This window comes from Synechococcus sp. CS-1332 (genome assembly GCF_025127995.1).
In the GTDB taxonomy this organism is placed as follows: Bacteria; Cyanobacteriota; Cyanobacteriia; order PCC-6307; family Cyanobiaceae; genus Cyanobium.
Genome location: NZ_JAHLYP010000056.1, coordinates 103647 through 118014, shown reverse-complemented (window position 1 = coordinate 118014; position 14368 = coordinate 103647). Strand labels below are relative to the sequence as shown.

Genomic DNA, 14368 nt, shown 5'->3' with positions numbered 1-14368 from the left:
CGATGGTGCCCTCCTGGATCAGATCCAGCAGCTCCATGTTCCGTTTGGTGTACTTCTTGGCGACGCTCACAACGAGGCGCAGGTTGGCGGCCACCATCCGCTCCTTGGCGCGCCGGCCGGCATGCAGGCGCTTGCGCAGCACCTCGGGCCGCAGGCCCACGGCCACCGCCAGCTCCTGCTGGCTCGGATCGCTGCCGCCGGAGCGCATCTTCAGCTCCTCACGCATCTCCTCAAGGGTCATCAGCTCCTGAACCTGGCGCCCCAGGGTGATTTCCTGCTCATGGCTCAGCAGCGGCACCCGGCCGATGTCCCGCAGGTAGGAGCGGACCAGATCGCCATCGACGGGGGGCATGGAACGGCCCGGCGAGGCGCGGACCACTGACTGCGCCGTAACGGAAGCGGACGGCTGGACGATGGCGAGGGCGACGACCATGGGAGCGATCCATAACTATCTGTAAAGCGTAACATCAAGAAGTGTGAACTCCTCTCAGAAACCCCCGAAGCCCCGGGTCAGCCGGTGCCAAGCCGCGGCAGCAGCAGCTGGGCGGTCTTGAGGTAGATGAAAACGCCCGCCACGTCCGTGGCCGTGGTGATGAACGGGGCCGACATCAGGGCCGGATCGAGGCCGAGGCGGTCGAACAGCAGGGGGAGGGCCGCTCCTGCGGTGGCGGCCAGGGTGGTGATCGCCACCAGACTGATGCCGGCCGAGGTTGCCACCAGCGCACTGCCCCCCATGGTCCAGGCCCAGGGCACCACCACCACCGCCAGCAGACCGCCCAGCAACGCCCCGGCGACCAGCTCCCTGCCGATGGTGCGCCAGGGCCCCAGGGACTGGAGTCGCTGGGTGCTCAGGCCCCGGATGACGACGGTGGAGCTCTGGGCCCCCACGTTGCCGCCGGTGCCGATCAGCAGCGGAATGAAGGCCGCCAGCAGCACCACCTGCTTCAGCACCAGCTGCTCGGAGGCGATCACCGCCGAGGTGCCCGTGTTCGCCACCAGCAGCACCAGCAGCCACACCACCCGGCGACGCGCCACGGTGAACAGGTTGCTGCGGAAATAGTCGTCCTCGTCGCCGGCCTGCACGGCGCCAGCGGCGTAGAGGTCGCGGGTGGCCTCCTGCTGGATGACGTCGATGACATCGTCCACGGTGACGATCCCCACCAGCCGTTGCTCCCGGTCCACCACCGGCACGGCCAAAAAGTCGTAGCGCTGGATCACCCGAGCCACCTCCTCCTGGTCGGTGTCGGTGGCGACGCTCATCACCTCCCGCGTCATCACATCCCCCAGCCGGTCCTCCGGATCCGCCGTCACCAGATCCCGCAGCGAGAGCATGCCGCTGAGGTGGCGCGAGGCGTCAGTCACATAAAGGCTGTAAATCGTCTCCGTGTCCCGAGCGCGGCGGCGGACGATATCGAGGGCCTGCTGGGCGCTGTGGAACTCCTTCAGGTCGATGAATTCGGTCGTCATCAGGCGACCGGCGGTCTCCGCCTCATACCCCAGCATCTGGGCCGTGACCCGCCGCTCCGCCGGACTCAGCTCCGCCAGCAAACGCCTGACCACCTTGGCCGGCAGTTCGTCGAAGAGCCGCACCCGGTCGTCCGGGGACATCTCCTCCACCAGCTCCAGAACCTCACCGGAGCGCAGGCGCTCCAGCAGGCTCTGCTGCACTGAGCCCTCGAGGTACTCGTAGACCTCGATGGCCTCGTTCTTGGGCAGCAGCCGGAAGGCAAGCGCCTGCAGCGTGCGCGGCAGGGTGCCGATCGCCTCGGCGGAATCCACCGCCTGCACGGGCTGCAGCAGCAGTTTGGCGCCGTCGTAGTTGCCCGCCTGCAGCAGACCCTCCAACTGGCGGGCCACCACCTCGGCGACGGCGGAGGCCTCAGCCATCGCTCCTCGCATGCCGGTGGATACGAGTGTATGGGCTCAGCCGCTAGGGTCCGCAGCGAACTTCCACCATCAGAAATCCATGGCGCTGAACGTGAGTGACGTGGTGGTGCGCAGCGCCAGCGGCGAAGAGCGCAGGCTCGGCGAGTGGGCCGGGACGGTGCTGTTGATTGTCAACGTGGCAAGCCGCTGCGGCTTCACGCGGCAGTACACCGGCCTGCAGGCCATCCAGGATCGCTTCGGCCCCCAGGGCTTCGCCGTCCTCGGCTTCCCCTGCAACGACTTCGGCGCCCAGGAACCGGGCACGCTGGAGGAGATCCAGCAGTTCTGCTCCACCACCTACGGCGTGGGCTTCGAGCTGTTCGACAAGGTGCACGCCACCGGCTCCAAGACGGCCCCCTACGACACCCTCACCCAGGCCGAACCCGCCGGTGACGTGGCCTGGAACTTCGAGAAGTTCCTGATCGGCAAAGACGGCAGCGTGCTGGCCCGCTTCAAGAGCGCCGCGGAACCGGACGGGGCTGAGCTGGTCGCCGCGATCGAGAAGGCCCTGGCCTACTGAGCCATCAGCGCCCGAGGGCCGGGCAGGTCAGCCGGCCAGCCAGCCGCGGCTGGCCCGGCCAGCTGCGGTGGAAGCTTCCACCTGGAGCCAGCGGCGGCCGCCGGGCTCCATCCACTCACGCAACACCCGCAACGGGGCTCCGGCTTCTGGACGCGCCAGCACCGGGGCCTGGCAGCGGGGGGCGCAGTGGAGCCCGAGGCTGCCGTTGCTGAGCAGGGGTTCGGCCTGGCGCTCGCGGCGCCGGACTTCCGGCAAGCGCCGATCGCCGCCGCCCGCAGGCAGGGCCGCCGGGGCCAGCAGGGCGAACCCGAGCAGGGCGGCCCAGCGCCAGGCCGGCACCGGCATCGGATGGCGTGGGGTCATCAGATGTCGAGCTGGGCGAAATCCAGCTCGGCGCTGTGGGTCTCAATGAATTCCCGCCTCGGAGCCACTTTGTCGCCCATCAGGATCGTGAAGATCCGATCGGCCTCGAGGGCATCCTCAATTTCCACCCGCTTCATCATGCGCGTCTCAGGGTCCATGGTGGTTTCCCAGAGCTGCTTGGGCATCATTTCGCCCAGACCCTTGAAGCGCTGGATGTTGTAGTTGGCCTTCTCGCCAAAGCCGGAGAGAACTTTCTTGAGCTCGTTTTCGTTATAGCAGTAGTTATGGTTCTTGCCGCGTTCCACCTTGTATAGCGGTGGGCAGGCAATGTAGATATAGCCGCCCTCCACCAAGGCCTTCTGATAGCGGTAGAAGAAGGTAAGCAACAGGGTGCGGATGTGGGCGCCATCCACGTCCGCATCGGTCATGATGACGATGCGGTGGTAGCGCAGATTCTTCTCCTCGAAGTCCTCGCCCTTGATGCCCAGGCCCAGGGCCGTGATCAGGGCCTGGATCTCGGTGTTCTTGTAGATCTTGGCGTCGTCGGTCTTCTCAATGTTGAGGATCTTGCCCCGCAGGGGCAGGATGGCCTGGAAGCGTCGATCGCGGCCCTGCTTGGCGGAGCCACCGGCCGAATCCCCCTCCACGATGTAGATCTCCGATTCGCTCGGGTCGCGGGAGCTGCAGTCGGCCAGCTTGCCGGGCAGGGTGGAACTTTCCAGCACCGACTTGCGCCGCACCAGCTCCCGCGCCCGGCGGGCGGCTTCGGCGGCATTGAAGGCCTGGATGGCCTTCTCCAGGATCAGGTCGATCACCTGGGGGTTGAATTCCAGATACTCCCCCAGGGCCTCACCCACCGTCGTGTCGACGATGCCGCGCACCTCGGTATTGCCCAGCTTGGTCTTGGTCTGTCCTTCAAATTCCGGTTCCGGCACTTTCACCGAGAGCACGGCCGTCAGACCCTCGCGGATGTTCTCGCCGGCCAGGTTGGTGTCGGCGTCTTTGCGCTTGCCACGCTTCTTGGCGAAGGTGTTCAGGGTGCGGGTGAGCACCGTCTTGAGGCCCTCGATGTGGGTGCCGCCATCGACGGTGCGGATGTTGTTGGCGAAGCCCAGGATGCTGTCGGAATAGGCATCCACGCACCATTGCAGGGCCGCCTCCACCTGGACGCCGTCCTTGGTGGCGTTCACATAGATGATCTCGGCATGCAGAGGATCCTTCTCCGCATTCATGTAGGCGACGTACTCCTTGATGCCGCCTTCGTAGTGATAGACCTCCTCATGGGCCTCGCCAGCGGCGTTGGTGGCTGCAGGCCGCTCATCGCGGAAGACGATGCGAACCCCGCCGTTGAGATAGGCGAGCTCGCGCAGACGGGCCGAGAGGGTGTGGTAATCGAACTCGATCCCGCCGCTGAAGATCTCAAGGTCGGGCAGGAAGCGCACCGCGGTGCCGGTGCCGGCGTCGGGGGCGTCCTCGGAGGCGAGGGTACCGATGGGGAGTCCGCGCTCGAACCGCTGGCGGTGGACCTGGCCCTGGCGGTGGACGGTGACCTGCACCCACTCGCTGAGGGCGTTGACCACCGAGATGCCCACACCGTGCAGACCGCCGGAGACCTTGTAACCGCCGCTGCCGAACTTGCCGCCGGCGTGGAGCACGGTGAGCACCGTCTCCAGGGCGCTGCGGCCGGTGCGGGGATGGATATCGGTGGGGATGCCGCGGCCGTTATCGGTGACGCTGGCGGAGCCATCTGCATGCAGGGTCACCACGATCGCGTCGCAGTGGCCGGCCAGGGCCTCGTCCACCGAGTTGTCGACCACCTCGTAGACGAGATGGTGCAGACCGCGCGGGCCGGTGGTGCCGATGTACATGCCCGGCCGTTTGCGCACCGGCTCCAGGCCTTCCAGCACCTGAATCTGTTCGGCGCCGTAGGCCGCTTCGACTTTGATGGCGTCGCTCATTCAGAAAAGGTCTCCCCAGGGGGCTGACAAGGGCGCGAATCCCGGGGCAATGGGGCGAAGCGGCTCCCAAAGGACGCTGCGCAAAGGCCAATCTACCACCGCCGTCCCGGAGGGCCGCTCAGGCGCCTCTGGGAACCGATTTGCGCCAGGGGTGCAATCACCCCACGATCCCACCTCCGGCAGGATGGCCCGATCCCCCTGTCGCGTCCGGCCTGCAGCCGCCGCTCCCGACCCCCGTGGCGCCCCCCCCCGGAGCCGAACCTGGTGCCGATCTGCCCCTGGTGATCGCCCTGCTCGGCCCGACGGCCAGCGGCAAGACCGCCCTGGCGATCGAGCTGGCTGGAGCCCTTGATCTGGCCGTGCTTTCGGTGGACTCCCGCCAGATGTACCGCCACATGGACGTGGGCACGGCCAAGCCCACCCCCGAGCAGCGGGCCCGGGTGCGCCATGAGTTGCTGGATCTGAGCGACCCCGACCAGCCGCTCACCCTGCAGGAGTTCACGGCCTTGGCCGGCGCCGCGATCGCGGCGGAACACCAGCGCCGGGGCGTGGCCCTGTTGGTGGGGGGGAGCGGGCTCTATCTCAAGGCTCTCCTGGCGGGCCTGCAGCCGCCGGCGGTGCCGCCCCAGCCCGCCCTGCGGGCCCAGTTCGCCGCCCTGGGTCAGGCCGTCTGCCACCAGCTGCTACAGCAGAACGACCCCCGGGCAGCAGGGCGCATCGCCCCGGCCGACGCGGTGCGCACCATCCGGGCCCTGGAGGTGCTCTACGCCACCGGGCGGCCCCTGTCGGCCCAGCAGAGCCTTTGCCCTCCCCCCTGGCGGGTGCTGGAGCTGGGCCTGGATCCGGCCGACCTGCCCCAGCGCATCGGGCAGCGCACGGCCGCCCTCTATGGCAGCGGCCTGGTGGAGGAAACGGCCCAGCTGATCGATCGTTTCGGCGCCGACTGCCCCCTGCTGGCCACGATCGGCTACGGCGAAGCCACACGGCTGCTGCGGGGCGAACTGGAGCGGGACGCGGCGATCGCCCTCACGGAGCGGCGAACCCGCCAATACGCCAAACGCCAGCGCACCTGGTTCCGTCGCCAGCACCACCCCCTCTGGCTGACGGACACGGCCACAGAAGGGGCTTCGGAGGCGGATGTGCTTCACCGGGCGCTGGCGGCGGCCACGGGCGGTTTAGGGTGAACAGCTAACCGCCCCTGTGAATGCCTCCCCGTCCCCGTTTTGACCGCCGTGCTCCCGTGCGGGAGCTGCCCAACATCAACGACCGCATCAGCTACCCCAACCTTCGTGTGGTGGATGCGGACGGCAGTCAACTGGGAGTCATCACCCGAGAGGCGGCCCTCGAGGTCGCCCGCGACCGCGAGCTGGATCTGGTCCTGGTGAGCGAGAAGGCCGATCCGCCGGTCTGCCGGATCATGGATTACGGCAAGTACAAGTTCGAGCAGGAGAAGAAGGCCAAGGAGGCCAAGAAGAAGTCGCACCAGACCGAAGTCAAGGAGGTGAAGATGCGCTACAAGATCGATCTGCACGACTACCAGGTGCGCATCGGTCAGGCGGTGCGCTTCCTCAAGTCCGGCGACAAGGTGAAGTGCACGGTGATCTTCCGGGGCCGGGAGATCCAGCACACGGCCTTGGCCGAACAGCTGCTCTATCGCATGGCCAAGGATCTCGAAGAGAACGCCGAGATCCAACAGCCCCCCAAGCGGGAAGGCCGCAACATGATCATGTTCCTGAGCCCCCGCAAACAGGCGGCCGGCAAGACGGCGGCAGCCGCGGCCGGCTGAGCCCTGCTTCAGGCTCGCCCCAAGCCCCCCGGCGCCCCCAGCACCTGCTCGAAGCTGTTGAGCAGCAGTGACCATCCCTGTTCCGCCGCCTCTGGGCGATGGTCGGCCCTGGCCGAGCACATGAAGCCGTGGCCCCCTTCCAGCAGCACCAGCCCGTGAGGCAGGGCCGGGACCGCGGCCAGAACCCGGGCGTCGTTGGCGGCCGAGAGGGCTGTTGCAATCGCGGCCACATCAGCCGGGGGGATGAGGGGATCCCCATCGCCGCAGACGCACAGCAGCGTGCCGCCGATCAACGGCACTAGCTCCAGGCTGGCGGGACCGCCGCCGGGTCGGCCCGATGCCACGCCCGCCCCATAGAAATCCACCGTGACGGCGACTGCGGGCAGGGTGGCCGCCAGTAGGGCGACGTGGCCACCGAAACAGAACCCCACACACCCCAGGCCGGCGGCAGGGGCGGGCAACTGCGGCTGCAACCAATCGGCGGCGAGGGCCACATCGGCCAGCAGCTGGTCGGTGCTGGTGCGCTCCTTGTGGCTGCGGCCCAGCGCCAGGTCGCCGGGGCCGTAACCCAGCTCCAGCTCAGGGGCGGTGCGGGCGTAGAGCGGCACCGCCAGGGCCGCGTAGCCCGCCTCAGCCAGTCGCTGCGTGACGCTGCGGATCCAGCCGTTGATGCCGAACACCTCCGGCAGCACCAGCACCCCACCCCGGGGCGCGCTGACGGCGGGCCGGGCCCACCAGCAGCGCAGCGGAACCTGGCCCGGCCGCCGGGGCTCGAGCTGCAGCCAGGAGGCGACGGAATCGGAAGGGGACAAACCGGCACAGGGCAACCGGCACATGGTCGTATGACAACGAGGGAATTGTCACGGGGGCCAAAGCTCCTTAGGGTGGCGGCCAGGACCCCTGGCCACACTGGCGTGCGTTTTCACATTCAGCAGGAGAGCGACATCCCGGCGTCGACCCAGCTGTACAACCAGATCTGCTTCGCCATCGCCGCCCGGCACTACCCCCCGGGCCACAGGCTGCCGAGCACGCGCCAGCTGGCCATGCAGACCGGCCTGCACCGCAACACGATCAGCAAGGTCTACCGCCAGCTCGAAACCGACGGCGTGGTGGAGGCCATGGCCGGCTCAGGGATCTACGTGCGCGATCAGCAGAACCCGCGCGAGATCAAGCCGCCGCCGGGGCTGCGCAGCAAGGCCCTGCCCGACATCGACCGGGAGGTGCGCCAGAGCGTCGATGGGCTGCTGAATGCCGGCTGCACCCTGCAGCAGGCGCGGGAACTGCTGACCCGTGAGATCGACTGGCGGCTGCGCTGCGGCGCCCGGGTGCTGGTGAGCACCTCCCGCGAGGACATCGGCGCCTCGATCCTGATCGCCGAAGAACTCAGGCCCAGCCTGGAGGTGCCGGTGGAGGTGGTGCCGATCGAGGAGCTCGAATCGGTGCTGGAAACCTCCAGCAAGGGAACGGTGGTCACCAGCCGCTATTTCCTCCAGGAGGTGGAGCAGATCGCCAAGGTGCACGGGGTGCGGGCCGTGCCGGTCGACCTCAACGACTTCGGCCACGAACTGGGCATGCTCAAGGAGCTGCGTCCCGGCAGCTGCGTGGGCCTGGTGAGCATCAGCCCGGGGATCCTGCGGGCCGCCGAAGTGATCCTGCACAGCATGCGGGGCAACGAGCTGCTGGTGATGACGGCCAATCCCGACACCAGCAGTCGCCTGCTGGCGTTGCTGCGGGCCTCCAGCCACGTGATCTGCGACAAGCCCAGCCTGCCCCTGGTGGAGCAGACCCTGCGCCAGAACCGCGCCCAGCTGATGCGCCTGCCCATGGTGCACTGTGCGCAGAGCTACCTTGGCAGCGCCACCATTGACCAACTGCGCAAGGAGATCGGCCTCCTGGCGGTCTGACGGCCGGAACCCATGCTCGATGCAATCAGGGCCGACCTGGCCATCATCCGGCAGCGGGATCCGGCGGCCAGGGGCACCCTGGAGATCCTGCTCTGCTACCCGGGCTTCCACGCCCTGGAACTGCACCGCGTCAGCCACCGCCTCTGGCGCCTGGGGCTGCCCCTGCTGCCGCGGATGCTGAGCCAGCTGGGGCGCCTGCTCACCGGGGTGGAGATCCACCCCGGGGCCCGGATCGGCCGGGGCGTGTTCATCGACCACGGCATGGGCGTGGTGATCGGTGAAACCAGCGTCATCGGCGACAACTGCCTCCTGTATCAGGGCGTGACCCTGGGGGGCACGGGCAAGGAGCACGGCAAGCGCCACCCCACCCTGATGGACAACGTGGTGGTGGGGGCAGGGGCCAAGGTGCTGGGGGCGATCACCGTGGGCAGCAACACCCGCATCGGCGCCGGCTCAGTGCTGTTGCGGAACGTGGGGGCCGACAGCACTGTGGTGGGCATACCCGGCCGGGTGATCCACCAGGCGGGGGCCCGCATCGATCCCCTGGCCCACTCCGCCCTGCCGGATGCGGAGGCGTCGGTGATCCGCAACCTGATGGAGCGGATCGACAGCCTGGAGAACGACGTCAACCGGCTGCAGGCCTGCCTGCAGGAGGTGGCTGCCGGCAGGCCCCTGACCGAGCCCTGCGGTGGCAAGGCCCAGAACCTGAAGGATCGGGAGATTCTGGAGTTCCTCGGCGAAACCGCCAACAGCGAGGAGACTCCCCTCAGGCCGTGACGGCCTGGGGCACCTGGGGCTGGAACATGAACATCGAGTAGATCACGTTGCGGCGCATCTGGGTCATCATCTCCAGGAACATGTCGTAGCCCTCGTTCTTGTATTCGATCAGGGGATCCTTCTGGCCGTAGCCGCGCAGACCCACCGACTCCCTCAGGGCTTCCATGGCCTGCAGATGTTCACGCCAGAGGGTGTCGATCTGCTGAAGGATGAAGAAGCGCTCCGCCTCGCGCATCAGGCCCGGCCGCATCTGCTCGATCTGGCCTTCCTTGATGTCGTAGGCATTGCGCATCTGCTCCTGCAGGAAGGCCTTGAGTTCCTCCATCGAGAGGCCGCTCACCTGCTCGGGGGAGAGATCCTCCAGCAGGTAGATGAACTCCTTGACCTTCTCCACTAGGCGGGTGAGATCCCATTCCTCGGGCGGCAGGTCCGGATTCACGTAGGCCTCGACGATGTCGTCGATGGTGCGCTCGCCATAGCCGATCACCTGCTGCTTGAGCTCCCGGCCCTCCAGCACCCGACGCCGCTCGGTGTACACCGCCTTGCGTTGGTTGTTCATCACCTCGTCGTACTCGAACACCTGCTTGCGCATGTCGTAGTAGTACGTCTCCACCTTCTTCTGGGCCCCCTCCAGAGAGCGGGTGAGCATGCCCGATTCGATCGGCATGTCCTCCTCCACCCGGAAGGCGTTCATCAGGCCCGCCACCCGGTCGCCGCCGAAGATGCGCAGCAGATTGTCCTCGAGGGAGAGGAAGAAGCGGGTGCTGCCCGGGTCGCCCTGGCGGCCGGCCCGGCCCCGCAGCTGGTTGTCGACGCGGCGCGATTCGTGGCGCTCGGTGCCGATCACATGCAGGCCTCCGGCGGTGCGCACCTGGCCCTCCTCCTGCTTGACCACCCCGTCGTACTCGGCGCGAACCTGGGCGATCAGCTCCCGCAGGCGCTGGATCTGGGGATCGTCAGTGGGGGCCTTCTCAGCCGCCTGGGCGATCCGGTCCTCGAGTTCCAGCACGGTCAGGGCGCGGTCGCCCCAGGCCGCCACCAGTTCACGGGAGAAGCTGGCGAGGGCCGAATCGGTGTCGGCGGAGAGGCTGCAGGGGTAGAGGTTACCGATGGCCTTGGCCTCGGAGGCGGGCCTGGAGCTCGGCGCCACGGCGCCGCCGAAGCCGGAGGGCGCTTCGGTGGAACGCTGCAGGGGCACCGGGGGTCGGTGGCCCTCCTCAGGGCGCACCAGCCGGGGCAGCAGCACCTCCCGCAGCTTGAGGCGGGCCATGTAATCGCTGTTGCCGCCCAGGATGATGTCGGTGCCCCGGCCAGCCATGTTCGTGGCGATGGTGACGGCCCCGGCCCGGCCCGCCTGGGCCACGATCTCGGCCTCCCGCTCCACGTTCTCGGGCTTGGCGTTGAGCAGGTTGTGGGGGACCTGCTGCTCCTGCAGCAGGGTGGAGAGCAGCTCCGACTTCTCCACGCTGGTGGTGCCCACCAGCACCGGACGGCCGGACTGGTGCACCTGGGCGGTCTCGGAAGCCACGGCCTGCCATTTCGCCGTTTCGGTCTTGTAGACCTGATCGGGCCAGTCGGCGCGGGAACGGGTCCGGTTGGTGGGCACCACGGCAACCTCGAGTTTGTAGGTCTTCTCGAACTCCACTTCTTCAGTCTTGGCGGTGCCGGTCATGCCCGCCAGCCGGGGGTAGAGCAGGAAGAAGTTCTGGTAGGTGATGCTGGCCAGTGTCTGGGTCTCGGGCTGGATCGGCAGCTCCTCCTTGGCCTCGATCGCCTGGTGCAGGCCGTCGCTCCAGCGGCGACCCGGCATCACCCGACCGGTGAATTCGTCGACGATCACCGCGTCGGAGTCGCGCACGATGTAGTTGACGTCCTTGACGAACAGCTCCTTGGCCTTGAGGGCATTGTTGATGAAGTGGGCCCAGGGGTCCTGGGGGTTGAAGAGGTCCTGGACGCCGAGCAGCTGCTCCGCCTTCTGGTAGCCCTCGTCGGTGAGGGTGACGTTGCGCTGCTTCTCGTCGACTTCGTAGTCACCCTCGGGATCGATGCCGTCCTTGCCCATCTCGGCCGCACGCACCAGCTCACCGGCGATCCGGGCCGCCTGCATGTACTTCTCCTGGGGCCGCTCGATCTGACCAGAGATGATCAGCGGGGTGCGGGCTTCGTCGACGAGGATCGAATCCACCTCGTCGATGATGCAGTACTGGAACTCGCGCTGCACCACCTCAGCGATGTCGCTCGCCATGTTGTCGCGCAGGTAGTCGAATCCCAGTTCGGAGTTGGTGGCGTAGGTGATGTCGCAGGCGTAATTGCGACGCCGCTCCGGCGGGCTCATGTCCTGCTGGATCAGGCCGACGCTCAGACCCAGGAAGCGGTGGATCTGGCCCATCCACTCGGCGTCACGGCGGGCCAGATAGTCGTTCACAGTGACCACATGGACGCCTCGGCCGGTGAGGGCGTTCAGGTAGGCCGGCAGGGTGGCCACCAGGGTCTTGCCCTCGCCGGTCTTCATCTCGGCGATCTGGGCGTTGTGCAGCACCATGCCACCGACCAGCTGCACATCGAAGTGGCGCATGCCCAGCACCCGCTTGCCCGCTTCGCGCACCACCGCGAAGGCCTGGGGCAGCAGCTCGTCGAGCAGGGCCTTGCGCCGAGCGGCCGTCTCAGGCTTCTCCAGCTTCTGGCGGAACTCGGCCGTCAGGCCCCGCAACTCCTCGTCGCTGAGGGGCTCGATCTCCTCTTCCAGCAGGTTGATGTCGGACACCAGCGGCTGGTAGCGCTTCAGCTTGCGGGCATTGGGATCACCCAGCAGCAGCTTGAGCATGGAGAAAGCCTGTCCGTAGTTACTTACCCTACCATCGCAAAACCGTGGCCGAGAGCGAAGAAACGAGCTGCTGCAAGGGTTCTCGGCGTCTCTTTCGTCGGGGATCCACACCCGCAGGACCCTCCGGCACCGGCCACCGAGCAGGATTTGCAACTGTTGCCCTCCACACCGGCCCGTTGAGCACAGCCACCCCCAGGCCCGCCGACCCCGCCGCCGCCCCGGTCCGGCTGGTCCGCCACGGCGTCCTGTGCCTGCGCCTGCGCTGGCAGTTGGCGGCCCTCGGCGCCCTGCTCGACGGCCACAGCTTCTGGGCCACCGGACGCCAGCGATCCCAGCTGGGGCGCATGCTCAGCGGCAGCCAGGTGGTGGTGAGCGCCTGGCAGGGTAAGGAGCTGGTGGGATTCGGGCGGGCCACCAGCGACGGTGTGTTTCGCGCCGTGCTCTGGGACGTGGTGGTGGCCGAAGACCACCAGGGCCAGGGGCTCGGCCGCCGGATCGTCGAGGACCTGCTGGCCAGCCCTCCCGTGGCCGCAGCCGAACGCGTCTACCTGATGACCACCACGGGGGAGGGCTTCTACGAAAAGCTTGGCTTCAGCCGGGTGGACAGCCAACGGCTGATGCTGAAACAGACAAGCGGATGAAGAGATTCGAACTCTCGACCCTCTCCTTGGCAAGGAGATGCTCTACCACTGAGCTACATCCGCACTCGATGGGCCTGCGCAGGATTGCCTGTTGAGGCAATGGGCTGGACCATGCCGATCAACCTCGGCGAAATGAGCATGCCCCATGGGGGGCCCCTCGGTCAAATGGGGGCGATGACGCCAAATCCGAAGGTCTCGGGCGCCAGGCGGAACCACCCATAAAGTCCACAGGTGGCGGCGGCGGCAAGGCATGTGGTGGCGAACTCCCTGGCTGAGACAGCGGCGGCTGCTGCTGGGGCTGGCCCTGTTCGACACCCTGCTGCTGCTGGGGACCTACAACAGCCTGTTCCTGCAGCGGTTCGACCGCTGGGCCGGTGTCACCGGCTCCATCGTGGGCCTGGTCGGACTCTGGGTGGGGGTCTCGTACCTGCTGGGGCGCTACTCCAAGCCCGACCAGGGGCAGCGGGATTCCCAGCGCCGACACCTGGGCGCGACCGCCGTTGTCGCCCTGCTGGTGCTCGCCGTCGTCGTCGTTGTCCTCAACTGGGGACTGAAGGTTGAAGATCCGCGGACGTTCCGGAACTTCATCCTTCCCCTGCTGGCGGCCGTCACGCTGGCCTCCGGAACGGCCCAGCTGGTCGTCACACGGCTGCTGAGCCGGCGCCAGGCCTGGATGCTTGTTGGGGAGGCCGCCGAGCTGGACGTGGTCCAGCGTGAACTCGAACGTGACGGCGGACAGCCACTGCTGGAGCTGCACTACGGCGACTGCCGGGCGCTCGCATCGGACTTCGAGACAATCCTGCTGACGGTGGATGGCATCGCGGTGAGCGAGGCCGCCGAACTGGACGATGCCCTGCTGCAGAAGTTGCTGGCACGGCGCGAACGCGGCGCCAGCGTCTGCAGCCTCGTGATCTGGGCCGAGCATCACCTCCAGCGGGTTCCACCGGAACTCTTTTCGAGCCGATGGCTCTTGCAGGCGGATGGGTTCGAACTGCAACCCAACCGCTGGGGATGGCGGCTCAAACGCCTGGGGGACTTAATTGTCGCCAGCCTGTTGCTGGTGGTCACAGCGCCAATCCTGGTGATCGCCGCCATCGCCATCCGCTTCGAAGACGGGGGGGGCATCCTCTACCGCCAGAAGCGAACAGGGCTCTACGGGGAAGCCATTGAGGTCTGGAAGTTGAGAACCATGTGCCAGGAAGCGGAGGCGCGTGGGGCCCGCTGGGCCAGCCGCAATGACCCTCGCGTCACCCTGGTGGGAAACACATTGAGACGCCTGCGCATCGATGAACTGCCCCAGCTGATTGCCGTTCTCAAAGGTGAAATGAGCCTGATCGGCCCAAGGCCTGAACGACCCGAGATTGAAGACACTCTCGAACAACAGATCCAGCATTATCGCGTGCGCCACTGGGTGCGGCCCGGCCTCAGCGGATGGGCGCAGGTCTGCTACCCCTACGGCGCCAGCATTGAAGACAGCAGGATGAAACTAAGCTACGATCTTTATTACCTGCGCAATGCCGGTCTCATGCTGGATATTCTTATCCTGATCAAGACAATCCGGTTGCTGGCAAGAGCCCGAGGGGCCCAGCCTGTCAGTTGTCAACTGCCATCCAGAGCCGACTTCAAGACGATGCATAGAGCCCCATGACCTCGTAGGATCAGAAATGAA

13 protein-coding genes and 1 tRNA gene are annotated in these 14368 nt (G+C 67.2%); 7 read left to right on the top strand and 7 right to left on the bottom strand.

Annotated features, from left to right (window positions below):
* Window positions 1-433: sigma-70 factor domain-containing protein (locus tag KQ305_RS15295; protein WP_311134365.1), on the bottom strand; the 433-nt coding region annotated here is incomplete at its 3' end.
* A gap of 77 nt (window positions 434-510) precedes the next feature.
* Complete coding sequence (gene mgtE / locus KQ305_RS15290) at window positions 511-1887, bottom strand: magnesium transporter (protein WP_259726251.1); 1377 nt, start codon at window positions 1885-1887, stop codon at window positions 511-513.
* Window positions 1888-1966: 79 nt separating this feature from the next.
* Here mgtE and KQ305_RS15285 point away from each other — a divergent pair, with 79 nt between their 5' ends.
* Complete coding sequence (locus tag KQ305_RS15285) at window positions 1967-2446, top strand: glutathione peroxidase (protein WP_259726250.1); 480 nt, start codon at window positions 1967-1969, stop codon at window positions 2444-2446.
* 27 nt (window positions 2447-2473) lie between these two features.
* On the opposite strand, the gene KQ305_RS15280 is transcribed toward KQ305_RS15285, so the two are convergent.
* Together KQ305_RS15280 and gyrB are read right to left on the bottom strand one after the other, a co-directional pair.
* Complete coding sequence (locus tag KQ305_RS15280; RefSeq protein ID WP_259726249.1) at window positions 2474-2809, bottom strand: SH3 domain-containing protein; 336 nt, start codon at window positions 2807-2809, stop codon at window positions 2474-2476.
* Window positions 2809-4767 (bottom strand): DNA topoisomerase (ATP-hydrolyzing) subunit B, encoded by a 1959-nt coding sequence (gene gyrB, locus KQ305_RS15275; protein ID WP_259726248.1) that lies wholly within the window; start codon window positions 4765-4767, stop codon window positions 2809-2811. Before gyrB ends, KQ305_RS15280 begins: the two co-directional genes overlap by 1 nt.
* A 236-nt stretch (window positions 4768-5003) precedes the next feature.
* Between gyrB and miaA the strand changes: the two genes are divergently transcribed.
* Together miaA and infC are read left to right on the top strand one after the other, a co-directional pair.
* On the top strand, window positions 5004-5951 hold the full coding sequence (miaA, locus tag KQ305_RS15270) for a tRNA (adenosine(37)-N6)-dimethylallyltransferase MiaA (RefSeq protein WP_259726247.1): 948 nt from the start codon (window positions 5004-5006) through the stop codon (window positions 5949-5951).
* A gap of 20 nt (window positions 5952-5971) precedes the next feature.
* The gene (infC, locus tag KQ305_RS15265) at window positions 5972-6553 is read left to right on the top strand and encodes a translation initiation factor IF-3 (protein ID WP_261362394.1); all 582 of its coding nucleotides are present in this window, start codon (window positions 5972-5974) and stop codon (window positions 6551-6553) included.
* A gap of 8 nt (window positions 6554-6561) precedes the next feature.
* Here the strand turns inward: infC and KQ305_RS15260 are convergent, their stop codons facing one another.
* Window positions 6562-7365, bottom strand: a complete 804-nt coding sequence (locus KQ305_RS15260; protein ID WP_259726246.1) for a dienelactone hydrolase family protein — start codon at window positions 7363-7365, stop codon at window positions 6562-6564.
* 102 nt (window positions 7366-7467) lie between these two features.
* Here KQ305_RS15260 and KQ305_RS15255 point away from each other — a divergent pair, with 102 nt between their 5' ends.
* Both KQ305_RS15255 and cysE read left to right on the top strand, forming a co-directional pair.
* Window positions 7468-8457: a GntR family transcriptional regulator gene (locus tag KQ305_RS15255; protein WP_259726245.1), complete on the top strand. Its 990-nt coding sequence runs from the start codon at window positions 7468-7470 to the stop codon at window positions 8455-8457.
* Window positions 8458-8469: 12 nt separating this feature from the next.
* Complete coding sequence (cysE, locus tag KQ305_RS15250) at window positions 8470-9234, top strand: serine O-acetyltransferase (RefSeq protein WP_259726244.1); 765 nt, start codon at window positions 8470-8472, stop codon at window positions 9232-9234.
* Here cysE and secA read toward each other — a convergent pair.
* Window positions 9224-12058 carry a preprotein translocase subunit SecA gene (gene secA / locus KQ305_RS15245; protein ID WP_259726243.1) on the bottom strand — a complete coding sequence of 945 codons (2835 nt, stop codon included), beginning with the start codon at window positions 12056-12058 and terminating at the stop codon, window positions 9224-9226. The two genes, cysE and secA, sit on opposite strands and share 11 nt — an antisense overlap.
* Window positions 12059-12234: 176 nt before the next feature.
* On the opposite strand from secA, the gene KQ305_RS15240 reads away from it, so the two are divergent.
* Window positions 12235-12699, top strand: coding sequence for a GNAT family N-acetyltransferase (locus KQ305_RS15240; protein ID WP_399231823.1), 465 nt, complete (start codon window positions 12235-12237; stop codon window positions 12697-12699).
* Here KQ305_RS15240 and KQ305_RS15235 read toward each other — a convergent pair.
* Window positions 12691-12762, bottom strand: a tRNA-Gly gene (locus KQ305_RS15235). The genes KQ305_RS15240 and KQ305_RS15235 overlap by 9 nt on opposite strands.
* A 187-nt stretch (window positions 12763-12949) precedes the next feature.
* Between KQ305_RS15235 and KQ305_RS15230 the strand changes: the two genes are divergently transcribed.
* The gene (locus tag KQ305_RS15230) at window positions 12950-14347 is read left to right on the top strand and encodes an exopolysaccharide biosynthesis polyprenyl glycosylphosphotransferase (RefSeq protein ID WP_259726242.1); all 1398 of its coding nucleotides are present in this window, start codon (window positions 12950-12952) and stop codon (window positions 14345-14347) included.
* Window positions 14348-14368: the final 21 nt, after the last annotated feature.